This window comes from Streptomyces sp. NPDC057486, from assembly GCF_042802415.1.
GTDB lineage: Bacteria > Actinomycetota > Actinomycetes > Streptomycetales > Streptomycetaceae > Streptomyces > Streptomyces yanii.
This window is the reverse complement of the sequence record NZ_JBHVEE010000149.1, coordinates 1-24,140: the sequence shown is the minus strand read 5'-3', so window position 1 is coordinate 24,140 and position 24,140 is coordinate 1. Positions and strand designations below refer to the sequence as shown.

General features: G+C 68.9%; 19 protein-coding genes and 2 pseudogenes. 9 read left to right on the top strand and 12 right to left on the bottom strand.

Features of this window, described 5'->3' with window-relative positions; all coding sequences use genetic code 11:
- Positions 1–232: 232 nt before the first annotated feature.
- Positions 233–2,548: a discoidin domain-containing protein gene (locus ACFU6I_RS40740; protein ID WP_384377168.1), complete on the bottom strand. Its 2,316-nt coding sequence runs from the start codon at positions 2,546–2,548 to the stop codon at positions 233–235.
- A gap of 326 nt (positions 2,549–2,874) precedes the next feature.
- Between ACFU6I_RS40740 and ACFU6I_RS40735 the strand changes: the two are divergent.
- Positions 2,875–3,684: pseudogene (locus ACFU6I_RS40735) on the top strand (universal stress protein).
- Positions 3,685–3,908: 224 nt separating this feature from the next.
- Here ACFU6I_RS40735 and ACFU6I_RS40730 read toward each other — a convergent pair.
- The 9 genes and pseudogenes from ACFU6I_RS40730 to ACFU6I_RS40690 all read right to left on the bottom strand — a co-directional run bounded on the left by ACFU6I_RS40730 (position 3,909) and on the right by ACFU6I_RS40690 (position 13,341).
- Positions 3,909–4,847 carry a sigma-70 family RNA polymerase sigma factor gene (locus tag ACFU6I_RS40730; RefSeq protein WP_384377165.1) on the bottom strand — a complete coding sequence of 313 codons (939 nt, stop codon included), beginning with the start codon at positions 4,845–4,847 and terminating at the stop codon, positions 3,909–3,911.
- 10 nt (positions 4,848–4,857) lie between these two features.
- On the bottom strand, positions 4,858–6,048 hold the full coding sequence (locus tag ACFU6I_RS40725; RefSeq protein WP_384377162.1) for an NAD(P)/FAD-dependent oxidoreductase: 1,191 nt from the start codon (positions 6,046–6,048) through the stop codon (positions 4,858–4,860).
- A 294-nt stretch (positions 6,049–6,342) separates the two neighbouring features.
- A complete protein-coding gene (locus tag ACFU6I_RS40720; protein WP_384377159.1) occupies positions 6,343–7,086 on the bottom strand; it encodes a VOC family protein in 744 nt (247 codons plus the stop codon).
- 226 nt (positions 7,087–7,312) lie between these two features.
- A complete protein-coding gene (gene tpg / locus ACFU6I_RS40715; protein WP_384377155.1) occupies positions 7,313–7,867 on the bottom strand; it encodes a telomere-protecting terminal protein Tpg in 555 nt (184 codons plus the stop codon).
- 9 nt (positions 7,868–7,876) lie between these two features.
- Complete coding sequence (tap, locus tag ACFU6I_RS40710; protein WP_384377152.1) at positions 7,877–10,087, bottom strand: telomere-associated protein Tap; 2,211 nt, start codon at positions 10,085–10,087, stop codon at positions 7,877–7,879.
- Between the two features lie 451 nt (positions 10,088–10,538).
- Positions 10,539–11,060, bottom strand: coding sequence for an AAA family ATPase (locus tag ACFU6I_RS40705; protein WP_384377149.1), 522 nt, complete (start codon positions 11,058–11,060; stop codon positions 10,539–10,541).
- A gap of 228 nt (positions 11,061–11,288) precedes the next feature.
- A complete protein-coding gene (locus ACFU6I_RS40700) occupies positions 11,289–11,897 on the bottom strand; it encodes a DinB family protein (protein ID WP_384377146.1) in 609 nt (202 codons plus the stop codon).
- Positions 11,885–12,082 (bottom strand): annotated as a pseudogene (locus ACFU6I_RS40695) (hypothetical protein); the annotation flags it as partial. The gene ACFU6I_RS40700 and the pseudogene ACFU6I_RS40695, both read right to left, overlap by 13 nt.
- Positions 12,083–12,255: 173 nt before the next feature.
- Positions 12,256–13,341, bottom strand: coding sequence for a PP2C family protein-serine/threonine phosphatase (locus tag ACFU6I_RS40690; RefSeq protein WP_384377143.1), 1,086 nt, complete (start codon positions 13,339–13,341; stop codon positions 12,256–12,258).
- A gap of 711 nt (positions 13,342–14,052) precedes the next feature.
- On the opposite strand from ACFU6I_RS40690, the gene ACFU6I_RS40685 reads away from it, so the two are divergent.
- The 4 genes from ACFU6I_RS40685 (at position 14,053) to ACFU6I_RS40670 (ending at position 19,145) form a co-directional block, all read left to right on the top strand.
- Positions 14,053–14,937 (top strand): LysR family transcriptional regulator, encoded by an 885-nt coding sequence (locus ACFU6I_RS40685; RefSeq protein WP_384377140.1) that lies wholly within the window; start codon positions 14,053–14,055, stop codon positions 14,935–14,937.
- Positions 14,938–15,009: 72 nt separating this feature from the next.
- Positions 15,010–16,065, top strand: a complete 1,056-nt coding sequence (locus tag ACFU6I_RS40680) for a tartrate dehydrogenase (RefSeq protein WP_384377137.1) — start codon at positions 15,010–15,012, stop codon at positions 16,063–16,065.
- Positions 16,066–16,247: 182 nt separating this feature from the next.
- On the top strand, positions 16,248–17,645 hold the full coding sequence (gene dctA / locus ACFU6I_RS40675; RefSeq protein ID WP_384377134.1) for a C4-dicarboxylate transporter DctA: 1,398 nt from the start codon (positions 16,248–16,250) through the stop codon (positions 17,643–17,645).
- Between the two features lie 1,041 nt (positions 17,646–18,686).
- Complete coding sequence (locus ACFU6I_RS40670) at positions 18,687–19,145, top strand: MarR family winged helix-turn-helix transcriptional regulator (RefSeq protein WP_384377131.1); 459 nt, start codon at positions 18,687–18,689, stop codon at positions 19,143–19,145.
- A gap of 123 nt (positions 19,146–19,268) precedes the next feature.
- Here the strand turns inward: ACFU6I_RS40670 and ACFU6I_RS40665 are convergent, their stop codons facing one another.
- Together ACFU6I_RS40665 and ACFU6I_RS40660 are read right to left on the bottom strand one after the other, a co-directional pair.
- Positions 19,269–20,198, bottom strand: a complete 930-nt coding sequence (locus ACFU6I_RS40665) for an NADP-dependent oxidoreductase (protein WP_384377129.1) — start codon at positions 20,196–20,198, stop codon at positions 19,269–19,271.
- On the bottom strand, positions 20,195–20,665 hold the full coding sequence (locus tag ACFU6I_RS40660; protein ID WP_384377126.1) for a MarR family winged helix-turn-helix transcriptional regulator: 471 nt from the start codon (positions 20,663–20,665) through the stop codon (positions 20,195–20,197). Before ACFU6I_RS40660 ends, ACFU6I_RS40665 begins: the two co-directional genes overlap by 4 nt.
- 149 nt (positions 20,666–20,814) lie before the next feature.
- On the opposite strand from ACFU6I_RS40660, the gene ACFU6I_RS40655 reads away from it, so the two are divergent.
- Genes ACFU6I_RS40655 through ACFU6I_RS40640 form a run of 4 tightly spaced genes read left to right on the top strand, consistent with a single transcriptional unit; the run spans position 20,815 to position 23,697 of the window.
- The gene (locus ACFU6I_RS40655) at positions 20,815–22,026 is read left to right on the top strand and encodes an MFS transporter (protein ID WP_384377123.1); all 1,212 of its coding nucleotides are present in this window, start codon (positions 20,815–20,817) and stop codon (positions 22,024–22,026) included.
- A gap of 43 nt (positions 22,027–22,069) precedes the next feature.
- The gene (locus ACFU6I_RS40650; protein WP_384377120.1) at positions 22,070–22,489 is read left to right on the top strand and encodes a heme-binding protein; all 420 of its coding nucleotides are present in this window, start codon (positions 22,070–22,072) and stop codon (positions 22,487–22,489) included.
- On the top strand, positions 22,489–22,851 hold the full coding sequence (locus ACFU6I_RS40645; protein WP_384377117.1) for a nuclear transport factor 2 family protein: 363 nt from the start codon (positions 22,489–22,491) through the stop codon (positions 22,849–22,851). Before ACFU6I_RS40650 ends, ACFU6I_RS40645 begins: the two co-directional genes overlap by 1 nt.
- A 15-nt stretch (positions 22,852–22,866) precedes the next feature.
- Entirely contained in the window at positions 22,867–23,697 is an 831-nt protein-coding gene (locus ACFU6I_RS40640; protein ID WP_384377114.1) for an aldo/keto reductase, read from the top strand.
- Positions 23,698–24,140 lie beyond the last annotated feature (443 nt).

The following is a 24,140-nucleotide window of genomic DNA, read 5'->3' as shown; positions in this document are numbered from 1 at the left end:
CCGTTGCACCGAAAAGTGCAACGGCGGCCGCCGGATGTCCTGCCACAGCAAACCTCGAGCAGTGCCATTTTCCAACGCCCACCAGGGCCAGGACCGCTGCGGCGGCCCGGTCGCGGGCCGCATCCGGTTCGCCGTCGAGGCTCGACTCGAGGGATCCGCGCCAGTCGCACGGGCGACGCCACGACCGGTGCGGATCCCTCGTGATCTCAAAGCCTCTGCGCCCACTCGCGGGTCACGCGGGGTCGGGCTCCGGGCTCATGGAACGAACTTCCAGGCGCCACAGCGAGTAGCCCCAGCCGGTTGTCCGCTTGATGCCTTGCATCCGCACGTACCGGGCGGTCACCGGATCGAAGGTGAGCTCGTCCACGCGGGCGCCGGACGGCTTGCCCCGAACCGAGGCCACTGTCTTCCAGTTGGCGGCGTCGCCGGAGACTTGGATGTCGTAGTCACGACCTGAGGCGTTCTCCCAGTCGAGCAGGACACGCTGGACGGCCTGCGGGGAGCCGAGGTCGACCTGGATCCATTCATCGTCACGGTAGGCACTGGCCCATCGGGTCCTGCCGTCGCCGTCGGTGGCGTTCTCCGGTCCCAGGCTCGCCACTTCGGTCGAGGACGCGGTGGTCGGCCGGTGCAGTGCCAGGTCCGGCACCTCGAAGACGCGCATGCTCCACAGGGCGTACCCGTTCTGCTTCTTGTCGGCCTGCGTGCCGACGAGCCGTACGTGCCGTGCCGTGACCGGATCGAACGTCAGAGTGTCTGCTCCCGCGGTTTCGCGGCCGGTACGGCTCGCGACCGTGGTCCACTTCTCGCCGTCACGTGACACCTGGACCTCGTAGTCCCGCCCGTGGTCGGGCGCCCAGTCCAGCTCGACCTTGCTGATCGCGACCGGCTTGCCGAGGTTGACCTGCAGCCATGCCTCATCTCCTGGACCGCTGGACCAGTGGGTGGTGCGCACTCCGTCGAAGGCCGCGGCCGCCTCACCGGCGGAGGCGGTCGCCTCCTTCCCCAGGCTCACCTCCCCCGACGCCGACGCGGCGAGTGTCGTGGAGACCTTCGTCAGCCCGGTGCCCACACCAAGCTTGCGGACCGTGTCGAGGAAGGCGCTGTACGGCATATCGGCCTTGGCCCCGCTCCACATCTTCTGAGCCAGCGTGCCGAACGTGGGCTCGACCAGCCCGTGTACGTCCAACTCCGAGTAGGTGGCCTCCGTCAGATCGTTCCACACCGCCGACATGGCTCCGAGCAACTGCGGGTCACGAGGGGCCACGCTCTGCCCGCCGGGGAAGACATTCGGCTCCCACTGGTCATAGAGGTACTTACCGTCCAGCCCGTGGCCGTGGTAGTAGCCCGCGAACGGGACGATGTAGAGCAGGGCATCGTTGGTGTTGATGAAGGAGTAGCCGTCTCGTTTGAGCGCTTGCGGCCCGTACCAGCCGTTGTTCCAGCTGTTCATGGTCACGTCGCGGTCGTAACCGTCGCTGTTGGTCGCCATGACCGACAGGCTGCCCCAGGCCCGCGGTTGCTTGCCGAGCGCGCGGATGTGGGCGGCCATCTCGTTGAAGTAGACCTTGTAGCGGGGCTTGTCCACCGTGTACTCGTCGGCGCCGAAGTGCACATCGGGACTGCGGAACCAGGGCACGAACTCGTCGAACACCGACTTCATGAACGCGGTGGTCTCAGGCTTGGACAGATCGAGGTGGTCGGACTGGCCGTTGTCGAGGCCGAGCGACGGGCGGAACCGGATGAACGCCAGCGAGTGGGCGGGCGCGTCGATCTCGGGGATGATCGTGACACCGTTCGCGGCGGCGGTGTCCTCGAAGGAGTCCCAGTCGGCGCGGTCATAGGACCCGTCCCGGGAAGCCAGCCCGGCCAGCTCGGGGTTGTCGGTCTTGAGCCGGAAGCCGGCCTGCACCTCGCTCCAGGGCTTGTCGCCCTTGAAACCGTTGTCGTTGAGGTGCAACTGCAGCTGGTTGAGTTTGAACCAGCCCATCACCCGCAGGTAGTCGCGGATGTAGTCGGCGGTGAAGAACCGCCGCCCGACGTCCAGCATGAAGCCGCGGACCTTGTAGTTGGGCCAGTCCACGGCCGTGCCCACGGGGACGGAATCGCGGCCGTCGTCGAGCAGAAGGATCTGCAGAAGGCTGCGGGTGCCGTAGTAGACGCCCTTCGCGGTCGGCGCGGTGATCGTCACGTTGCGATCGGTCGCCGTAAGGGTGTACCCCTCCTCGGCGAACCGGGCGCCACCCGTCGCGTCGGCGAGGGAGGGATCGATCGACAGGACGATGTCGCCGTCCTGCGGGATCCGGGGGGACACGGCCGGCTTGTGCCCTGTCACCTCTTCGATCTCGGCCGAGAGTTGCGCTCCCTGGTCGTCGAGTTCGTCGGCCTGCCTCTTGGCCAGCACGATCCGGCTGTGCTTGCGCAACTCGAACGCACCCGTGCCACCCTCCCACTGCTGAAGAGCGGGCACCACGGCGGGGCGGGGGTTGACGTCGGTGTTCGCGGGGACGGGTTCGGCGCCTGCTGACGGCACTGCCAGGAGGGGCACGAACAATCCGAGCGCTATCGCTCTGACCAGTCGAGCAGCATGCCTGTTTATGCGCACTCCAACCTCCGTTCGAGCGGAATTGAAGAAGGTATACCGGAGTTTCCAGTTGAGGTCTAGACCACTTGGTCTAGACCTCCGAACACTGCGGCGCCCGAGTCGTCGAAGGTCAGGTCCCCGCTCGGGTCGGCCAACTCGTGGCGTCGTCGAACCTGCTGTGCGCAGATGTGCAGCTGATGAAGTTCGGCACTGCCGCTGTGGCTTCGCCAGATGGCAGCAACGCCTCGTCGGGGTAAAGGTTGGAAGCCGAGGCGAGTGATGGAGGAGCGGTGGGAAATCTGGTTGTCGTGGGAGTGGACGGCTCGTCGTCGAGTCTTTCCGCGGTGGAAGCGGCTGCGGGGGAAGCCCAGCGGCGTCGTGCTGAGCTGCGCGTGGTGCACGCCTTCAGTTGGCCTGTCAGGCCCATGTATGCACCGCTGGACCCGTCGCCGCTCAATCGCCTGGTGCACGAGGCTGCGCAGCATGCCCGGAGCGTGGCGCCCGAGGTGGAGGTCACCGAGGCCGTGGTGACCGGCGACGCGGTGGCGGTGCTGGAGGCTGAGTCGCGAGCCGCGGACCTGGTGGTCGTCGGCTCCCGGGGTATGGGTGGCTTCATCGGCATGCTGCTGGGATCAACGGCGGTGTCCCTGGCCGCCCACGGCCAGTGTCCGGTGATGGTGGTCCGTGAGGAACAGGCCGGCGCCGGGCCGATCGTGCTGGGGGTCGACGGCTCCCCGGTCGGTGAGAAGGCGGTCGACTTCGCCTTCGCTGAGGCGGCGCTGCGCGGGGCTGAGATCGTGGCGGTGCACGCGTGGCTGCCGGACTATGCACCGCTCGGTACGGGCCCCGAGAGCCCGTAGCGTCTGCTGGCCCAGGCACTCGCCGGCCGTACGGAGAGGTATCCGGACGTCAGGGTCAGACACGACGCGGTGGGCGGCGAAACCCGCGAGGTACTGATCGCGGCGAGCAAGACTGCGCAGCTCGTGGTCGTCGGAGCCAGAGGGCGCGGCGGCTTTGCCGGACTGCTCTTGGGGTCGGTGAGCCAAGCACTGTTGCAGCACGCACACTGCCCCGTCACCGTCGTCCGTGGCAAGGCATGACCAGACCCATGCGGTGAGGGATGCCCGTCGCATGAGCTCTCCGGCGTCGGACGAACCGCTACCTGCATCTGACGGCCGGCCGCGATCTACTGAAGCGGCGCCTGAGCACGCGCGCCGGTCCATTCGGGGGACCGACGTGCTCCGGCCCCGTACTGCTGTGCAGCGCGGGGGGAAGGGGCGTCGTCCTCGCTCCGACTCAGGTCACTGGATTCCGGTGGCTCCGGTCACCATGCGTTGATGACCGGCGCGTCGGGTTCGTGCTGCCGCCAGGCCTCATTGAGGCGCGCGAGCCGGTCCGCGGCGGCGATGCCGCGCAGGGACGCGACCTTGCCGTCGCTGACTTCGAACGCCACGGCGCCCACGACCCGGTCGTCGACCACGGCGATGATCGCCGGGGAGCCGTTGACCAGCGCGACGTGGATCGCGAGGGAGCCGCCGGCCAGCCGCCGCTTCGCCGGAGTGGGCTTGAAGCCGGCCCGCACGTAGGAGGCGACGCGCTCGCGCGTCCTGTACCGCAGCAGCCGCCTGGCCAGTCCGGCGCCGTCCGAGACCGCGGTCACGTCGGCGGTGAGCATCGCCACCAGACGTTCGGTGCGCCCCGACGTGGCGGCGGCGAGGAACTCCTCGACGATCCGGCGCGCGGACGCGGGGTCCACCTCGTCGCCGCCGCGGCGCTCGGCGGCGACCCGGCGTCGGGCCCGGTGGACATGCTGCTGGCTCGCGGACACGGTGATGTCGAGAATCCCGGCGATCTCGGCGTGGGGGTACGAGAAGGCCTCACGCAGGACGTAAGCGGCCCGCTCGACCGGCGAGAGGCGCTCCATGAGGGTCAGTACCGCCAAGGACACCGATTCGCGCTGCTCGAAGGTATCGGCAGGGCCGAGCATCGGGTCGCCCTCGAGGAGTGGCTCGGGCAGCCAGTCCCCGACAGCGCGCTCATGGCGCGCCTGTGCCGAGCGGAGCTGGTCGAGGCAGAGATTGGTGACGACCTTGGTCAGCCACGCCCCCGGCACCTCGATACGTTCCCGGTCCGCGGCCTGCCAGCGCAGGAACGCGTCCTGCACGGCGTCCTCGGCGTCGGCCGCCGAGCCGAGCAGACGGTACGCGAGCGAGGCCAGCCGGTCCCGGCTGGCCTCGAACCGATCGATGGCTGCGCTGTCCATGCGCGACAGCCTATGCGGCGACCCTCACACCGACCCGGTCAGGTCCGGTGGCCAGGCGGCGCTTGCGCTTCGGCATGCCGAAGGTCGGGTGGGCGACGCTCCACCCGGCCCCCTTGAGCACGCCCGACTTGAGCCGCGCGGCGGTCCTGCCGCCCAGGAACCAGGACTTCGACCGGACGTCCCCGTCCACCATCTGGAAGATCGCGTCCCGCCGCCCGAGGCTGATGTGGTTGCCGTAGTACTTCAGTCCGGTGGTCGGGACCTCACTGTCCGTCAGGCGCGCGATGATCGCGGCGGTCGCCTGCATGTTGGTGAAGCCGGCCGAGGCGCAGGACATCGGCAGCGGCCGACCGTTCTCGCCGATCGCGTAGGCGCAGTCACCGGCGGCGTAGACGTCCGGGTGCGAGACCGAGCGCATGGTGCGGTCGACGACGATCTGGCCGGTCTCGGCGACCTCCAGGCCGCTGGCGGCCGCGATGGGGTGCACGGCGAACCCGGCCGACCACACGGTCACGTCGGCCGGGATGGACGTACCGTCGGCGGCGATCGCCCGTGTCGGCTCGACGGCTTCGATCCCGGTGTGCTCATGGACGGTGATGCCGAGCCGGTCGAAGGCCTGGCGCAGGTGACGGCGGGCCTTCGGGGAGAGCCAGGCGCCCAGCTCGACGCGGGCGGCGAGCGCGATCGAGAGGTCGGGCCGGGACTCGGCGAACTCGGTGGCGGTCTCGATGCCGGTCAGCCCCTCACCGACGACCAGCACGGTGCCGCCCTCGCCCAGTCCGGCCATGCGCTCGCGCAGACGCAGTGCCGAGGACAGGCCGGTCACATCGAAGGCGTACTCGGCCACGCCGGGGACCTCATGGTGGGCTACGGAGCTGCCGAGGGCGTAGAGAAGCGTGTCGTACGCGAGCTCGCCGTCGCCGTCCTCGCCGGTCACGGCGACGGTACTGCGCTCGGGGTCGACGCCGGTGACGCGCGCCAGGCACAGCCGCACTCCGGTACCCGCGAATACGTCGGCGAGCTTGCGGAACGCGAGGTCCCGGCCGATCGCGAGCTGGTGGAGCCGCATCCGCTCAACGAAGTCGGGCGCGGCGTTGACGACGGTGATCTCGGTGTCGGCGGGGGAGAGCCGGCGGGCCAGGTTTCCGGCGGCGAAGGCCCCGGCGTATCCGGCGCCGAGTACGACGATGCGGTGCTTCATGGCGTTGCTCCTGTCTCGTTCGCGTGCCCCTTGAACGAGACGGCGCCCCGATTGCTGACAGGAGCCGGGTGTGACTCGGGTCACCGAAACGCTCAACTGGCGTGCTCAGTCACAGTCGTGGCTGAGCACGCCAGTTGGCGGTTGGGCGTTGTGCTCGGCAAGCGAGCTGTTCGCCCCTGCGGGCCGGCTCGCGCCGCCCGAATCGACCGAGACGCCGCAGCCCAACCCACCCGGGGCCATGGCGCGCATGAGCAGACAGGGATCACGAGTCAGGGTGCCGTTGAGACTTCCGCGTCAGGACCGGCCGAGTACGCAGAACTCGTGGCCCTCCGGGTCGGCCAGGCACGTCCACGGGACGTCGCCCTGGCCGAGGTCGAGGTCGGTGGCGCCGAGGCCCCGCAGCCGGGCCACCTCCGCTGCTTTGTCGTCACCGGGGTACGGCAACAGGTCAAGATGGACGCGGTCCGGCACGGTCTTCACGCCGGGCATGCGGAGGAACTCGAGATACGGGCCGACATCCTTGGCGGAACGCAACACCGCATGATCGTCAGTCACCTCGTGCAGGGTCCAGTCCACCGCCTCACCCCAGAACCGGGCCATGGCCCGCGGATCCACGCAGTCGACCACCACCGCGGCAATCGGCCCGGTGTCCCGGTAGATCTCCCGAGGCTCCAGCACGCAGAACTCGTTGCCCTCCGGGTCGGCGAGGACCGTCCACGGCACGTCGCCCTGTCCCACGTCGGCGGGCGTCGCACCGAGAGCCCGGAGGCGTGCGACCAGCTCCGCCTGATGGGCCGCAGAGGTGGTGGAAAGATCGAGGTGTACACGGTTCTTTGTTGTCGTCTTGGGCTCCGGGACGGTAACGACGTCGATGCAGACGGCGACCGGGTCCGGCCAAACGAAGCCGCCGCCGGGTTCAACGTTGGTCACGCCGGGTCCCTCGCTGGAAACACTCCAGCCGAGCGCCTCCGCCCAGAACCGGCCGACCGCCGAGTCGTCAAGAGCCTTTATGTTCACCTGAACAGGTCGCAGTGCCATGCCGACGATCCTAGGCACCCGGTCTGCAACGACGCAGGAAACGTCGCCAAACAGAGATCAACTCTCCGACCAACGCAATGGTCATCTCGCCGCCCAGAGCGCTTCAGCCCCGCCAGGGGTTACGGGACAGCCCTTGGAGGCGCTCACAAAATGGGAGTCCGATCGCACGCACCGGACGCCGCCGGGCCCACCCTTCGGGCGGACGGCGGGACTTCCGGCACACTCCCTAGTAGTCCAGCTCCACGTAGTCGATGTCGGTGAACTCGACCACGAGGCCTTCGGCGCGGCGGCCGCGGTCCTTGAAGTACTGCTCCTGGAGACCTTCGGCGACGACGGCCTGGAGTTGCTGGTCGGTGGCGCCGGCGGCTCGTGCGTCGAAGAGGCGGGCGGCGTACTCGGGTGGGAGGTGCTGGGTGATGAGCCGGATGCGTCCGTCGTCGGTGCTGCCCGGTGCGGCGGTGAATCCGAACCGTGCCCGGGTCTCGACGACGATGCCGGTGGAGGTGGCGGCCTGCCTCTTCGCTTTCTCCTTGACCCGGGGCTGCCACCGGATGCGGACCTGATCGGCGAGCCGGGCCGCGAGGTCGGCGTGCGGCTTCTTGAACTGGTCCTTGACGTACCTTTCGACGGTGCGCTGGGAGATGCCCAGCAGTTCGGCCACGGCCCGTGTTCCCTTGTATTGCTTGACCAGAAACCGCATCTGCGCACCGGCCGACTTCGGGATCGGCCGGGTCGCCGTGCCGGCGGTGGCTTTGTCGAGGCTGTCTCCGAGGATGCCCACCGAGTGCTCCTACTCTCCGTCGATCGCGGCGTCGGTGCCCTTGATGTGCCGGGCCGGGTTATGTCCTTCGTCGAGCATCGCGACGGCCCACAGCATCTCCTGGGTCCCCTCGTGCTTGACCATGCCGGGGCTGACGCCGAGCCGGAACGTGCCCGGGGCCGGCTTCCCGTCGGCGGTGTGCGGCAGGACGTCCAACGGGGACGGCCCGTCGGAGAGGTAGACGGCGCAGTCCGAGAGCAGCGCGATCGGCAGCAAGGCGTCCTCGCCGAGCATCAGGTGTCCGTCAGGGGCCGGAGCCTGCTGGGTGGTGAGGGCCGTCTTCAGCAGTTTGCGGTGCATGTTGACGCGGGCGGTGGAGATGATCGCGGCGCGGATGTCGGGGCGCCACGTCGGGCGTTCCAGCGCCGGCCAGCGCTCGCCGAACTTGTAACTGGCGCCCTGCGGGCCCTCGCGGAACTTCCCGATGCCCCCCTTGACGGTCGACTTGATCGCGGACAGGACCGCGGCCATGCCGGGATCGGTCTGCTGGTGGGTCTCCATGGCGGTCAGGAACTTTGCTTCGGTCATTCCGGTGACGACGCCGAGGTCGGCCATCGTCTGCTTGTACGCCTCGGCCAGGTGCTTGTACCAGGGGTCCAGGTACGCACCGGACTCCGTGCGGATCCATGCTTCCAGCGGCCGCAGAGTGACTGGCAACCGGTAGGTGCTGATGAGTTCGGCGGCGTAGGCGACGGTCGGTGTCGCGTACCAGGCAGGCCCGTCGGGGCGGGTGCCGTGCGGGGTGAAGGGGCTGGGCAGGCGCGGGTCCAGTTCGATGCCGGACAGGTCGACGAGCCAGCTGCCGGGGGTTTTCTTGTCGAACTCCGGCTGCGTGATGTGAACCGGTGCGCCCAGGCCCACGACGAGTCGGTTCGCGGCGGCGAGGAAAGCGGTGTTGACGTCGATGCCGACCGCGTGGCTGCGGGTGCACTCAGCGTCCGTGAGCAGTTGCGGGTCACGCGTCCACTCGTACGCCTCCTCGTCGAGGACCTCGTCCGGGGTGCGTTGATGGGTGCGCGGGTATCGGGCGGCGACGACCGGGTGCTGATCCGGGGCTTCCACCGGGGCCGGGTCGACGGGTTCGGTGAGCGAGCCGGGGACCGGTCCGGAGACCCAGCTGCCCGTGTCCTCGTCGCGTACGGCACGGGTCGGCGGGCGCAGCGCCGTCATGGTTTCCAGACCGGAGACGGCGGTGGAGCCGCGGGGGGTGATGACGCGGGTCGCGTAGGTGCCGAGTACGTCGGCGATGGCGGCCGGGGCGAGGTGGTCGGTGGTGCCCCAGGAGCGGGAGTCGAGAGCGCCCCAGGGCAGGACCGCGAACTGCACACACTGGCGCTGCCCGTGCTGCGTCGGGCGGTAGATCCGCGCCCAGGGGCCGAACCCGCGCCGGGTCAGCTTCCACTTCGCCTTGGTGATCTGCTTGACGACCTTGTGGTCCTCGGGCAGCCGCAGGCCACGCCGGTCCTCCAGCCGCTCAGGCAGGCCAAGGCATTCGGCGGCCGCGCCGGTAAGGACGATCAGAGGGTCGGCGTCCTTGCCCGACGGGTGCAGGCGCGGCGCACCCAGGTGCGCTTCGGTCAGGGCCCAGTCGACCAGCGCGGGGATGGTCCTGGCGGGACAGTCCAGGACGAGTCCGCCGATGCAGTACAGCGAGCCGTCGCCGTCCAGCACACCGAGCGGACCGTTCGCGTAGCGCGGATCGGCGGCCGCCCGGGCCGCGGCCGTCCGCGGGGTTGACCGCTTCACGGCCGGTGGCGGTGACATCGGCCTTGAGGTCCTCGCGGAACGGACCGGTGTGGCATCCGGCGCCGGCGCCGGCATGGGGGCACGGGACTGTGGTGGGGCGTCGGGTTCAGCCGATGGCCCCGGGGACAGGGGACGGGCTTCAGCAGCCGTGTCTGCCGGTTCTGCATCGGTGACCTGGACGGGCGTAGTCGCGTTGACGGGGTAGAGGTCGGCGAGCTTTTCCAGCAAGCGGGCGTATGCCTCGCGCTGCGGGGGCCGCGGTTCGGTCTTCCCGCTCTCCCACGACACGACCGTGGCCCGGCGCACCTTGAGTGCCTTGGCGACCTGGTCCTGCGTCAGCCCATGGGCTCTGCGCAAGCGTTCCCGCTCGGCGGGCGGGGGCAGTGGGGACGCGGACGCGATCAGGGCGTCGACCGCGTCGAACAGCTCGGACATGAGCACCTCCGGTTCCATCGTACCGCGAGGAGCGCATATTACGCGTACATACTCCGTACAATGAGCGTATATTGAGACGCCTCTGGCCTGTCGCTCCAGGCCGGCCTGATCCCCTGGGGCACCTACCGGCGGGCCCGTGCGGCTCACCCGTACGCCGTGCGTTCAGCGGTTCAGCAGGCGGCGCAACCAGCGGAACCGGGCGTGACGGGCATTCCTCGCCATGTTGGACCGACGTCGACATAGGCGGGGGCAGCCCCGCGAGGTCCGCCGCACGGGCCGCAGTGGCATACAGGGAGACGTAGGCGCTCCCCCTGGCCTCACCGAGGAGAGAGAGGCCAGGGGGAGAACCTTGGCGCGCCGATCCCCTACTCCGCGGCCCTCATCTGGTCGCCGGAAAGACTGTCGTTACGGTCGCCGAGCATCGGATACATCATCGCGTGGCGGGCGGACCTCAACTCTTGACGGCCTCCGCGATCTGCAGGGCGGCCTGGGCGGGCGTGAGGTGCGCGGTGTCGACGACCTCGGCCTCGCCGTGCAGCCACGTGCGGGCCGCCTCGGCATAGGGCTCAAGGTATTTGAGGCGGAACGGGGAGGGGCCCATAAGAGTGTCCCCCTCGATGCGCCCGCGGAGGGTGTCCTGGTCGGCGTGAAGGACGAAGTGTCGTACCGGAATACCATGTTGGGCGAGGCCCGTGCTGATCTCGCGCCAGTACTGCTCGACCAGGACAGTCATGGGGATCACCAGAGTGCCGCCGGTGTAGTCGAGTACGCGGTGGGCGGTCTCGACGACGAGCTGCCGCCACGGCGGCCAGTGCTGGAAGTTGTCCGTCCCGGGCAGCCCCGGCGTGATGTCCATGAGTGTCTCGCCGACCTTCTCGGCGTCGAAAACCCGTGAATCCGGGATCAGTTGCTGCACGAGTGGACTGGTCGTCGTCTTGCCTGCACCGTGGGTGCCATTGATCCATACGATCATGGGACCCCATGCTAAGGGCTGTCCCGCGGGAGCGAGCACGGGAGAGTCCGGTACGGCTTCGGCATTTCCCAGGGTAGCGAGAACGTGCACCACCTCGGATATCTCCTGCTCCGCCCACTCTTTGACACGGCGGCGAATGGTCGGGGGAGAACATCCGAGGCTGGAGACCCGCTCGTTGCTCATGCCATCTCCTGGGCATCTGCTGCCGGACCGTTCTGAGAAAGAAGCTCAGTCACCCGTTGCCCCGTCGGTCCGCTCGCGTAGGAAGTCGGCGTGGCCGTTGTGGCGGGCGTACTCCTGGATCATCAACACGTAGACCCAGCGCAGGCTGAGGGAAACTCCCCGAGAGGACATGAAGGTCTCGTCGAGGTCGTGCCCGGCCACCGCCGCGTCACACGCTTGGACCTCGGTCTGGAACAGTCCGAAGTCTCGCTCCGCATCGGCTGCGTGAACTCCGTCGAGACCCTCATTGCCATCTGACGGGCCCGTGAAGACATCGCCGACAGCTTCACCTGCGAAGCTTCGCCGGAACCACCATCGCTCCATCTCCGCCATGTGCCGGACCAAGCCGAGGAGGGTGAGGTTCGACGGCTCTACGGTCGTCCGCGCCAATTGAGCCGGCTCGAGCCTGGCGCACTTGGCCAGCAACGTTTCCCTATGCCAGATCAGCCAACCCTCCAACATCTGACGCTCGGCTACGGCACCCAGGCCGCCCAGCTGCTTGGTGCGCTCGACCGGTGGTGCTGTCCATGTCATAGATCCACCCTGCACCGCCACCTCGGAGGGTTCAAGCAGGCAGTACGGCAGCTCGGCCAGGCCGTCCTTGCGTCCCTCCACTGCCGGAAGCCGTTGGGGACGGTCGGCCAGGCACCGGACTCCCCCGGCACCCCCCGGCACTGCCCGCCCGCCCAGAACCGCCGGATCACGCCCTCGAACTGCTGCCGTAACCGCTCGGGGTACGGGCCGAACCCACCGATCGGCAGGCACGGCTCGATGAACTCCCACCCGTCATGCGCAACCACATACCCGCCCCAAGGGCTGTCCCGTAACCCCTGGCGGAACAGCGCGCGGCGACAGATACGAGGCATCGCAAGGCCGAGGAGCCTCCTCGCACCGGACGTATTCGGGCGTTCCGACAACGCAGCGAGGTGCCGTAGCCGGCGTCGTGCGCCCGCCAGGGATTACGGGACAGCCCTCAGTCGGGCAGGTGGTAGACGGCGAGGGCCGCGGTGTCGTCGTGGAGGCGGTTGTTGCTGTAGATGAGCAGGTCGTGATGGAGACGATCGAGGAGTTCCCGGGGCTGGAGGGGGCCCCAGGAGAGGACACGTTGGCGCAGGGGGTAGAAGGTCCCGGTGCGGTCGCGTGCTTCGGTGACGCCGTCGGTGTAGAGCAGCAACTGGTCGCCGGGGCGGAAGGGGTGTTCGTCGACGTGGTAGGCCTCCGAGAGAAGCATGCCGAGGTTGAGGGGCGGTGCCGGGTCGGCCGTCTCCAGCTCAGTGACTCCGTCGGGGCGGATGAGGAGGGGCGGCGGGTGGCCGCAGTTGACGATGCGGACCACGTGGCGGCTGGGGATCTCCGCGAAGACGGCCGTGACGAAGCGCTCGCCCATGTCGTTTCCGGCTAGGTGGGCGGCCCTGCGGTTCATGCTGACCTCCACCCGGCGGGCAACGGCGACGAGATCGGGTTCGTCATGGGCAGCCTCGCGAAAGGCGCCGAGGAGGGTGGCGGCAGTCTCCACGGCGGGGAGTCCCTTGCCGCGGACGTCGCCGATGACAAGGCGGAGTCCGTAGGCAGTGGGGACGGCCTCATACAGGTCACCGCCGATGCTCGCTTCCGCGGCGGCGGAGAGGTAGAGGTCTTCCACCAGAATGCGTCCGATGCGGTGAGGGACCGGGCTGAGCAGGACACGCTGCGCGATCTCGGCCACGGAACGCACGGTGGCGAGAGTGCGTTCCCGGCGGATGCGGTGGGCAGCAAGGATTGTTCCAAGGACGCCGACCAGAGCTGTGCACAGGTAGGCAGCCACGTAATGGCGCTCCCACACGTATTCCACCGGGCGGCCCGCGCAGCACGGGGTGCCGGCCAGGACCGCTTCGAAGGCGATCGCGAACACGGTGAGGGCGGCGACTGCAGCGGGGCCGTGGGCGAAGGCGGCAATCACGGGGAGGGCGATGAGCAGAAAGCTCACCGGCCACTGCACGGGCGTAATGGGTTCGAGCACCAGGATGCCCGCGATGTAGAAGGCGGGCAGCCAGCGCATCCATGCGGGCGCGGCCGGCATCTGCGGGCCCCCATCGCCGGGCCGCGCTGCCGAACCGCTCGCCGCCCCGAGGCGGCCCGGCCGCCTCACTGCTCACTCCGTCGCGGAGTGAGCGGCGCGAACACGGACGCTGCCCGGTCGGAGGACGCAGCTTCCGTGCGGCCTGCGCGCGGACGGCGCTCCTGGCGGCTCCACTCACACAGCCTGTACACGCGGGACTCCTGGCACATGAGGTGGTCAGGGCGTCCATCTTGCTGTGCCGCGGCGCTGCGGGTCGGCCATTGCTCCAGCCAATGGCATGTCAGAACCTCTGTGCGGGGTCGGACGGTGGCGGTGGTACGTCCTCAGGTGTGAATAGTGAACGACACCGGTTTCCGAAGGACGGAGTCACCTCGCCCGGAAAGGCGGTGCTTCGGCACGCTGGGCAAGGTCGGCGACCGTCACAAGACCTGGACGCGGCTGCGCAAGCAGTCCACGCAGCTGTACGGCTGCATACGGACGCCGGAACGGGACCTCGCAATGATCCCCGACAGCGGAGCGAAGACGGGCGGGAAGCAGGACGCGGCACGCAGAAGCTGCGATGCGGTGCTGCTCGGCCTGTGGACGCCCGCGGATGCCGGCTACTGCCGCCTTCGGTACGCCGTTCCTGCCCCTCGGAAACGGCGAACGGCGCGGGGACGTCCAGGCTGAGGCGCCAGAGTCCCTGGCTTCGGCGAGGGAGAAGATAGCGCCATGGACATCCGGCAGTTGGAGCACTTCCTCGCCATTGTGGATCAGGGCGGGTTCACCCGGGCGGCGTCGGCCCTGTACGTCTCACAGCCCGCGCTGTCCCAGACGGTCCAGTCGCTGGAGCGGGACCTGGGCAGCGCTCTTTTCCACCGCATCGGCCGCCGGGCGGTACTCACCGAGGCCGGTGAAGCGCTGATCGAGCCCGCCCGCGCCGCCGTCCGGAGTCTGGAGACGGCCCGTGCCAGCGTCGCCGCTGTACATGAGCTGCGTGAGGGCCGCCTCGACGTGGCGGCGATGCCGTCGCAGGCGGTGGAGCCGCTGACGTCGATGATCCGGGCCTTCAGCAGCCGCTGGCCGGGGGTGGCGGTAGCCATCAAGGCCGCTTTCACCCGCCAGGACGTCATCGACATGGTACGCACCGGCGCCGTCGAGCTGGGGCTGCTGGCCGCCGCCGGGCCGCTGCCGGACAAGGAAGTGGCTTCCCACCTCGTCGGCGAGCAGCGCTTCGTTCTCGTGGTGCCGCCCGACGGGCCGTTCGCCGGACGACAGTCCGTGGATTGCCAGGAGCTGGCGGGGCAGCGGCTGATCGTCGGACAGCGGGGAACCGGCATGCGGGCTTACGTCGACGGTCTGGTCGAGCGCGGGATCACGTTCGCCATCGCCGTCGAGACCGAGCACCGAGTGGCCATCCTGCCGCTGGTTCTGGCGGGGGTGGGTCTGGCCGTGGTGACGGAGTCCTGGCGAGCCCTGGCAGAGCGTGCCGGAGCGCGGGTGCTGGACATCGAGCCCAAGAGCACCCTCAGCGTCGGACTGATCAGTCGCCGCACCGGACTGTCACCGGCCGCCGAGGCCTTCCTGAGTACCGTCCTGCCCGCGACAGACTCTTGATAAGTGCAGCTTATAAGCGAGATCGGAATTGCGTCTTGGACGCCGTGACCGCTCCGTTGCTGCAATCGGCGCATGACGAACCACCGCATTGCCTTGATCCCCGGCGATGGCATCGGCGCCGAGGTGCTGCCCCCCGCGCAGCAGGTCCTCGATGCCATCGGCCGTCGCCACGGATTCGGCTTCACCTGCACCACGTACGACTGGTCCTGCGAGCGCTACCTGCGCGACGGCGCGATGATGCCCGAGGACGGCCTGGACCAGCTTCGTGACAAGGACGCCATCCTGCTCGGCGCTGTCGGCTACCCGGGCGTGCCCGATCATGTCTCCCTGTGGGGGCTGCTGATCCCGATCCGCCGAGGCTTCCGCCAGTACGTCAACCTGCGCCCGATCCGCGTCTTCGAGGGCATCGACAGCCCGGTGCGTGGCGCTGTGGCCGGAGAGGTCGACTTCGTCGTCGTCCGGGAGAACGTCGAGGGCGAGTACAGCGAGATCGGCGGACGTCTCAACCGCGGCTTCCCGGAAGAAATGGCGGTACAAGAGGCCGTGTTCACCCGGGCCGGGGTAACTCGCGTCCTGGACTATGCCTTCGACCTGTCCGCTCGGCGCGGCGGCAAGGTCACGTCGGCCACCAAGTCGAACGGCATCGTGCACACGATGCCGTTCTGGGACGAGCTGGTCGCCGAGCGCGCCGCAGCCCACCCCACTGTGACCTGGGATCAGGAGCACATCGATGCGCTGGCCGCCAAGTTCGTCCTCGACCCCGCCCGCTTCGACGTGGTGGTCGGTTCCAACCTCTTCGGCGACATTCTCAGTGACCTGGCGGCTGCTGTGGCAGGCTCCATCGGCATCGCTCCGGCCGCCAATCTGAACCCTGAACGTGAGTTTCCCTCGATGTTCGAACCGGTGCACGGTTCCGCTCCCGACATCGCCGGACGGGGCATCGCCAACCCCCTGGGCGCGGTCTGGTCGGCCGCCATGATGCTCGATCACCTCGGCCACCCCGAGGCCGGCAGGGAAGTCACCGACGCCATCGCGGCGGTTCTGGCGAAAACAGACGTCCGGACCCCGGATCTGGGCGGCACCGCCACCACTGCCGAGTTCACCGAAAAGCTCCTCGAACTCCTGTGAGCTGAACTGTGTGCCGTGGCCGGGACGGCACGGACGATGCCGTCCCGGCCCACTCTCCCGCCCTTTCGCTGGGCACCCCTTTTCTGTCTGCTTCCGAGCCGCGTTCCTCCCCCACCGGCCCCGCCCCCGCGGGACCGCGCCTGCGTCCCGGCTGCGCCCGTTCCTCAATGAGGAGAAACGCCATGGCAGCACCCGCGTCCTCAGCACCGTCCCAGACCCACACGGCATCCAAGCCGTGGTACCGGCAGCTCTACTTCTGGGTCCTGACCGCGATCGCCACCGGCATCCTGACCGGCTGGCTGTGGCCGTCGGCAGGAGTAGCCCTCGAGCCGGTCGGCACCACTTTCGTCGCGGCGATCAAAATGCTCATCACCCCGATCGTCTTCCTGACCATCGTGGCGGGCATCGGCAGTGTCGACAGCCTCGGCCGAGTCGGCCGCGTAGGGCTGAAATCCCTTGCGTATTTCCAGGCAGGCACCCTCGTCGCGCTCCTGGTCGGGCTGATCGCGGTCAATGTGTTCCAGCCCGGCGCCGGCGTCCACGCCCACCCGGGCGACCTCCACCTGCAGGGCGACGCCGCCCAGTACGTGAAGGACGGTCAGGGACAGAGCTGGTGGCACTTCATCACCGACCTGGTGCCCGAGAGCGCCGTCGGCGCCTTCGCCGAGGGCAACATCCTCCAGGTCATCTTCTTCTCCGTGCTCTTCGGTATCGCTCTCAAGGCCGTCGGTCCGATCGGTGAGCCCGTCGTGGACGGCGTGACCCGGCTCAGCGCAGTGATCTTCAAGATCCTTCACTACGTCATGCTGGCCGCACCCGTCGGCGCGTTCGGGGCGATGGCCTACACCATCGGCAAGTACGGGGTGTCCACCCTCACCAGCCTGGGCCAACTCATCGGCCTCTTCTACGGCACCTCGGCGTTCTTCGTCATCGTGATTCTGGGCAGCGTCACGGCGCTCCTCAAGATCAACATCTTCCGGCTGCTGCGCTACCTGCGCGAGGAGTTCCTGCTTGTCCTCGGCACCTCCTCCTCGGAGAGCGCCCTGCCCCGCCTGATGACCAAACTCGAAGGACTCGGCGTCCGCCGGGACATCGTGGGTCTCACCGTCCCTACCGGCTATTCCTTCAATCTTGACGGCAGCTCCATCTACCTCTCCCTGGCCGCCGTCTACATCGGCCAGGCCACCGACACGCCCCTCGGCATCACCCAGCAACTCGGCCTTCTCGCCGTCATGCTCCTCACCTCCAAGGGCTCGGGCGGCATCACCGGCGCCGGCTTCATCGCACTCGCTGCCACCCTGTCCACGGTCGGCACCGTCCCCGCGGCCGGCATCATGCTGATCTTCGGCATCGACAAGTTCATGTCCGAGTGCCGCGCCCTGACCAACCTCGCCGGCAACAGCGTCGCCACCCTCGTCGTCGCCCGCTGGGAACGCGTCCTGGACACCGCGCACGTCAACGCCGTACTGCACGGCAGGTCCCCTGCCATACCGGCCGCGCCGGAAGAGATGGAAACCAGCCCCACCCCGTCGGGCAATCTCTCCAAGGCGCAGCCTGCCGGGGCCCTTGACAGCCCCTGATCACACGTCCCGGGCTCTGTCCTGTCGCGCCCGGAGCCCGGGCACGGCGTACGCCAGATGTGTACGCCTCCGCAGGCCCGGCCGGGAGTTCCGGCCGGGCCTGCGCACCATATGAGCGACGTCCGCAGCCTCGATGCCGCTGACAGAGCAATTTGTTGCACCTCTCGCAGGATGGCCGGTTGAGCAACAACGCAGCGAGCGTGCGTGCCGGGCGTCGCGGGGCAGGCGGGACTTCCGACACGCGCCCCAGTGCTGCACCAGCTGTCCGGTCGACCATGCGTCGGGACGGTCATACACTCGCGGCTGCGCGGTACGACGATGCGGGGCGGCTTCGCAACTGCATGCCAGCGCGGGGGTGGGTCGGACCTCCCGGCCCTCGGGTGACGGCGTCGATGGGTGGTTCGGTGAGTTTCTCACGATGGCTCAACATCTACGAGGAGGCGTGGATCGACGATTCCACGCTGGCAGGGCAGTTGTGCCCAGAGTGTGGACGAGCTGACCTCAACGTCGCCTTCACCATGCCGAAGTCGTCCTCTGTGAACGTCATGGCCGCACTCTGGTGCAGTGCGTGCCTCCGAGGAATCCATCTCGGGAATTGCCCCAAGCCGGAGGCCGGGAAGATCTGGAGCTGGGACGACGCGCAGCGCGAGAGGCCGGTGCCCAACTACACGTTGATTCCGCCGCAGTAGGTTCGGTACCCCCGATCGCCGGTGCGACTGGGCGCCCGGGAGATGTCCGAGCTGATCAGGTGACTGACGCTTGATCTGCTCGTCGTTGTGGCGGCGGGCGGGATATGCGCGCTGATCTGCTCGACGCGGAGTCGGCCGGACAGTTCCTGGACTCCGACAACTCGACTCCACGTAAGCCGGGGCACATCAGGCATGACCTTCTCCGGCGCGCGTGGGTGGGCGACTCAACTCCTGCAGGCACGCCTTACCTGCATGGCCAATACCTTGCATGCGCGCCATATGCGCAATCGCAGGCAATTTCGGCCATGCCCTATCCTTGACTTCAGTCGCTCACACGGAGGCTTCGGACCACATGACCGCCACAGACCCGGCGCTGACCGCCCTGGCCCAGGGCTGGTGCGCGCTGTCCCTGCTGCACGGAAAGATCGAGGCGCACATCGAGCGCGCTCTGCAGGCCGAGCACGGTCTGAGTGTGCGCGAGTACTCGCTCCTCGACGTACTGAGCCGCCAGCACGACGGAGAGGGCGGTCACCTGCAGATGAAGCAGGTCGCCGAGGCCGTGGTGCTCAGTCAGAGCGCCACGACCCGCCTGGTCACCCGCCTCGAGGACCGGGGTCTGCTCATGCGCTACCTGTGCCCCACCGACCGGCGCGGCATCTACACGAACGTCTCCGACGCCGGCCTCAAGCTCCTCGAAGAGGCCCGCCCGACCAACGACGCGGCACTGCGCGAAGCGCTGAACGAGGCAAACACGCGGCCGGAGCTGGCCCCGCTGGTGCAGGTCGTGGAATCCGGAACCGCACCTGCCTGACGGCCGGCCCGAGCGGTTCGGGCGAGTCGCACACCCCGGCCCGCCCTGTCCTGGCGCAGCCTCGCGGCACACCCGCGGCCGAGCCTGGACCGGGCCGGCCGCAGACGTGGGCAACCGAGCCGCTCAGCGCACTTCCACGGCCAGCACGAGCTTGCCACGCGTGTGCCCTCGGCTGCTCAGGCGCCAGGCTTCCGCCGCTTCGTCGAGCGGGAACACCTTCTCGACATGCACACCCAGCTTCCCCCTTTCGGCCAGGTCGGCGAGGACTGAAAGGTCCACCGGGTCGGGACGGACCCATACGTAGTGTCCGCCCTTCGCGGCCGCCCCGGGGTCAGCAACGGACGCGAGCCGCTCCGGCCGCCCGAGCAGGCGCAGCGATGCGTCCACGGCGTCTTCGCCGACGAAGTCGAGGGCCACGTCGACTCCCCCGGGCGCCAACTGCGCCACGCGGTCGACGAGCCCGGTGCCGTAGGTCACGGGCTCCGCGCCCAGTTGTCGCACGTAGTCATGATTGCGCACACTCGCCGTGCCGATCACGCGTGCGCCTAGCGCCACGGCGATCTGGACGCCGAGCGACCCGACGCCGCCTGCGGCCGCGTGCACCAGGACAGTGTCACCGGCACGGACACCGACCCTCTTGATCGCCTGATATGCCGTCAGTCCGGCGAGGGGCACACCCGCGGCCTGTTCCCAGGTGAGCGCGGCAGGCTTGAGAGCCAGCATGCGCACGTGTGCGGAGACCAGTTCGGCGTAGGCACCGAACTGGACGGCGTCCTTGCGGATGTAGCCGAAGACCTCGTCGCCGGGCGCGAACTCCTCCACGTCGAAGCCGACCCGCTCCACCACTCCGGCCACATCCCAGCCGGGGACCAGGGGGAAGTGCGTCTCCATGAGCGCGTCGAGGCGCCCTTCGGCGAGCTTCCAGTCGACCGGGTTGACCCCTGCGGCCCTGACCCGGACCAGCACTTCGCCGGGGGCAACCTTCGGGTCCGGGAGATCGGTCAGTCGCAGCGTCTCCGGTCCGCCGTATCCGTTGAGGGTGATCGCCTTCATGCGGCAGCCCCCGCCGGCACGCGGACCGTCTCGAAGGTGCGTACCAAGGATTCCAGCCGGGGGTCGTCGGCCGCCTCCTGGAGTGCTTCGCGCAGTGCCGTCTCGTTGGTCGGGCGGGCCTCTTCGAGGAGCTTGAGGCCGGCGTCGGAGACGTTCGTGTAGATGCCGCGCCGGTCGGTGGGGCACAGGTAGCGCATGAGCAGACCCCGGTCCTCGAGGCGGGTGACCAGGCGGGTCGTGGCGCTCTGACTGAGCACCACGGCCTCGGCGACCTGCTTCATCTGCAGGTGACCGCCCTCTCCGTCGTGCTGGCGGCTCAGTACGTCGAGGAGCGAGTACTCGCGCACACTCAGACCGTGCTCGGCCTGCAGGAAGCGCTCCAGGTGCGCCTCGATCCTGTCGTGCAGCAGGGACAGTGCGCGCCAGCCGTGAGCCAGGGCGGTGAGCGCGGGGGCGGTTGCGGTCATCGGGGCCTCCTTCGTCGGGCCATCCCCTTCATAGTTGCACACGAAGGCAAATTCATTCCAATTTTGACCGCGCTTGCATTTATCGAGCGCTTGCAACTATTGTGTTGGAACGTAAGCGTCTCACGCAATCACCTGGAAGGTAGCTCCCCATGCCTCTCGCGCTCCTGGCCCTGGCCATCGGGGCCTTCGGGATCGGCACCACCGAATTCGTGATCATGGGCGTGCTGCCCCAGGTCGCGGGCGACTTCGGCGTCACCATCCCCACCGCCGGCTGGCTGGTCTCCGGCTACGCCCTCGGCGTCGTCATCGGTGCGCCGCTGCTGACCGTGCTGGGCACCAAGGTGTCCCGCAAGAAGATGCTGATGTTCCTGATGGCCCTGTTCGTCATCGGGAACACCCTCTCCGCCCTCGCCCCGAGCTTCGGCCTCATGCTCGTCGGCCGGGTCGTCGCCTCCCTCGCGCACGGCGCGTTCTTCGGCATCGGCTCCGTGGTCGCCGCCGACCTGGTGGCGCCCGAGAAGAAGGCCTCGGCCATCTCCCTGATGTTCATGGGCCTGACCGTGGCCAACATCGTCGGCGTCCCCGGCGGTACCTCCATCGGCCAGGCCGGGGGCTGGCGCGTCACGTTCCTCATCGTCGCCGCGCTCGGTGTCATCGGCTTCCTGGGCGTCGCCAAGCTCGTGCCCGAGATGGGCCGGCCCAAGACGCAGGACGTGCGCAGCGAGTTCGCAGCGTTCAAGAACGTCCAGGTGTGGCTCGCCATGGCGATGACGGTCCTGGGCTACGGCGGTGTGTTCGCCGCGATCACCTACATCACCCCGATGATGACCGAGGTAGCCGGCTACACCGAGGGCGCCGTGACCTGGCTGCTCGTCCTGTTCGGCATCGGAATGTTCCTGGGCAACCTGCTCGGCGGCAAGTTCGCCGACCGCAAGCTCATGCCGATGCTCCTCACCTCTCTTGCGGGCCTCAGTGCGGCCCTGCTCCTGTTCACCGCGACCGCGCACAACAAGGTGCTGGCCGCGATCACCCTCTCGCTGATCGGCGCACTCGGCTTCGCGACCGTGCCGCCGCTGCAGAAGTGGGTTCTCGACCAGGCCCCGGCCGCCCCGACCCTGGCCTCCGCCGCCAACATCGGCGCCTTCAACCTCGGCAACGCCCTCGCCGCCTGGCTCGGCGGCATCGTGATCGCCGCGGGCCTGGGCTACACCTCCCCCAACTGGATCGGCGCCCTGCTCTCCGGCGCCGCACTGCTCCTCGCCTTCGTCGCCGCCTACCTCGACCGCCGCACCCGGACCGCCGGACGCGTCGTCGCCGGGTCCACGGTGAACGAAAGGGCTCCGGCGGCGATCCGGAACTGACCGGGCCCCACACCACATCCACTCCCCCTGCGAAGGACCCCTCATGAGCACCACCGCCATCACCCCGCTGACCACAGACGAGGCCGAAACCCTCGTGGCCGCCGCCCGCACCGCCGCCGAAGCAGCCGGAGTCACCGTAAGCGTCACTGTCCTCGACGCCGGCGGCCACCTCCTCGCCTTCCGCCGCGACGACCGCGCCGTCCTCATCTCCGGCGAGACCAGCACCCGCAAGGCCTACACCGCCCTCCAGCTCAACGCCCCCACGGCCGACCTCGTCGACCTCGTCAAGCCCGACGGCCCCTTCCACAGCCTCCCCACCGCCCTCGACCAGCCCCTCCTCTTCATCGCCGGCGGCCTCCCCCTCCACCGCGACGGCCGCCTCATCGGCGCCATCGGTGTCGGTGGCGGCACCCCCGAACAGGACCACGGCTTCGCCCAGGCCGCCATCAAGGAGCTGTCCTGATGTCCACCACGCGCACGCCGCAGGAGGTCTTCGCCGACCACGGCACCCGCCTCGGCACCGGTGATCTCGACCTGATCAGCCGGAACTACACCGAGGATGCCGTCTTCGTCACCCCCGACGGCGTCCTGACCGGTCGCGCCGGCGTCCGGGAGGGCATCGGCCGTCTGCTCGCCGATCTCCCCGACGCCGACTGGCGGCTGACTCCGCAGTTCGCCGGGAACGTGCTGTTCCTGCAGTGGACCGCCACCACCGCCACCCACGAGGTCACCGACGGCGTCGACACGTTCGTCTTCCGGGACGGACTCATCAGCGCCCAGACCGTCCGCTACACCCTCTCCACCCGTACTGCTCGCACCGCCTGAAGGAAAACACGCACCATGGCACCGTCCGTCATCCCTACCGTCACCCTCAACAACGGCGTCGAGATCCCCCAGCTCGGCTTCGGCGTCTTCCAGGTCCCCGACGCCGAAACCACCGCCGCGGTCAGCGCCGCCCTGGAGGCCGGCTACCGCAGCATCGACACCGCCGCGATCTACGGCAACGAGACCGGCGTCGGCCGCGCCCTCGCCGACTCCGGGATCGCCCGCAAGGACCTGTTCATCACCACGAAGCTGTGGAACGCCGACCAGGGCTACGACGCCACACTCAAGGCCTTCGACGCCAGCCTGGCCAAGCTGGGCCTGGACCACGTCGACCTGTACCTGATCCACTGGCCGACCCCGGCCCGCGACCTGTACCGCGAGTCCTGGAAGGCCATCGAGAAGCTCGTCGCTGAGGGCCAGATCCGCACCGCGGGCGTGTCCAACTTCCAGCCCGCGCACCTCGAGCGGCTCCTCGCCGACACCGAGCTGGTCCCGGCGGTCAACCAGATCGAGCTGCATCCCGGCCTGCAGCAGAACCAGCTGCGCGCCGCGCACGCCCGGCTCGGCATCGCCACCGAGGCGTGGAGCCCGCTGGCGCAGGGCGCCGTCCTCAAGGACGACGCCATCACCACCATCGCCGTCCGACACGGCAAGTCGCCCGCCCAGGTCGTCCTGCGCTGGCACCTCCAGCTCGGCAACATCGTCATCCCCAAGTCCGTGACGCCCGCCCGCATCCGCGAAAACCTCGACGTCTTCGACTTCACCCTCACCGACGACGAGATGACCGCCATCGCCGCCCTCGACCGCGACCTGCGCACGGGCCCGCACCCCGACCAGCTCAACTGACCGTTCCTGGGCAGTGAGCAGGAGTGAGTCCTGGCTCACCGACACGCCCCGAACGGTCTTGGGCGCACTGGTCCTCCGCTTTCGCATCCTGGTCGGCGACGCATATCCCATATGCGGTCCGTCCCAGGCGGGCGGAATCCCTACGACCTGGCCATGTGGGTGTGGCCGGAGGCGACGGGGAGGCCCCGAACCATCTCGCTGGTGACACGGGGGCCCCGACCGCTGACACCACACCCGGCGTCCCAGATCGCACCGAAAACGTTACGCAAACCCCGCCGGGCATGCCCGAAGCCCGTCGCGCCGTTCACCCCATCGTGTTCATGTTCGCCAAAACGATGTGCTGGCCCAGCAGTTGTGATCCCTCCCGACCGGCCCGGGCGGGGCGACGCACCGCGCCGTCCCGCCGGGTTGCTCCGGCTCGCGCGGGCGTGGATGGCAGGTCC

What these genes read in the sequence shown, in the direction of transcription:
- ACFU6I_RS40730 (WP_384377165.1), bottom strand. Translation starts at nt 4,847, where the DNA reads ATGGACAGCGCAGCCATCGATCGGTTCGAGGCCAGCCGGGACCGGCTG.
- ACFU6I_RS40725 (WP_384377162.1), bottom strand. Translation starts at nt 6,048, where the DNA reads ATGAAGCACCGCATCGTCGTACTCGGCGCCGGATACGCCGGGGCCTTC.
- ACFU6I_RS40720 (WP_384377159.1), bottom strand. Translation starts at nt 7,086, where the DNA reads ATGGCACTGCGACCTGTTCAGGTGAACATAAAGGCTCTTGACGACTCG.
- tap (WP_384377152.1), bottom strand. Translation starts at nt 10,087, where the DNA reads ATGTCCGAGCTGTTCGACGCGGTCGACGCCCTGATCGCGTCCGCGTCC.
- ACFU6I_RS40705 (WP_384377149.1), bottom strand. Translation starts at nt 11,060, where the DNA reads ATGATCGTATGGATCAATGGCACCCACGGTGCAGGCAAGACGACGACC.
- ACFU6I_RS40690 (WP_384377143.1), bottom strand. Translation starts at nt 13,341, where the DNA reads ATGCCGGCCGCGCCCGCATGGATGCGCTGGCTGCCCGCCTTCTACATC.
- ACFU6I_RS40685 (WP_384377140.1), top strand. Translation starts at nt 14,053, where the DNA reads ATGGACATCCGGCAGTTGGAGCACTTCCTCGCCATTGTGGATCAGGGC.
- ACFU6I_RS40680 (WP_384377137.1), top strand. Translation starts at nt 15,010, where the DNA reads ATGACGAACCACCGCATTGCCTTGATCCCCGGCGATGGCATCGGCGCC.
- dctA (WP_384377134.1), top strand. Translation starts at nt 16,248, where the DNA reads ATGGCAGCACCCGCGTCCTCAGCACCGTCCCAGACCCACACGGCATCC.
- ACFU6I_RS40670 (WP_384377131.1), top strand. Translation starts at nt 18,687, where the DNA reads ATGACCGCCACAGACCCGGCGCTGACCGCCCTGGCCCAGGGCTGGTGC.
- ACFU6I_RS40665 (WP_384377129.1), bottom strand. Translation starts at nt 20,198, where the DNA reads ATGAAGGCGATCACCCTCAACGGATACGGCGGACCGGAGACGCTGCGA.
- ACFU6I_RS40660 (WP_384377126.1), bottom strand. Translation starts at nt 20,665, where the DNA reads ATGACCGCAACCGCCCCCGCGCTCACCGCCCTGGCTCACGGCTGGCGC.
- ACFU6I_RS40655 (WP_384377123.1), top strand. Translation starts at nt 20,815, where the DNA reads ATGCCTCTCGCGCTCCTGGCCCTGGCCATCGGGGCCTTCGGGATCGGC.
- ACFU6I_RS40650 (WP_384377120.1), top strand. Translation starts at nt 22,070, where the DNA reads ATGAGCACCACCGCCATCACCCCGCTGACCACAGACGAGGCCGAAACC.
- ACFU6I_RS40645 (WP_384377117.1), top strand. Translation starts at nt 22,489, where the DNA reads ATGTCCACCACGCGCACGCCGCAGGAGGTCTTCGCCGACCACGGCACC.
- ACFU6I_RS40640 (WP_384377114.1), top strand. Translation starts at nt 22,867, where the DNA reads ATGGCACCGTCCGTCATCCCTACCGTCACCCTCAACAACGGCGTCGAG.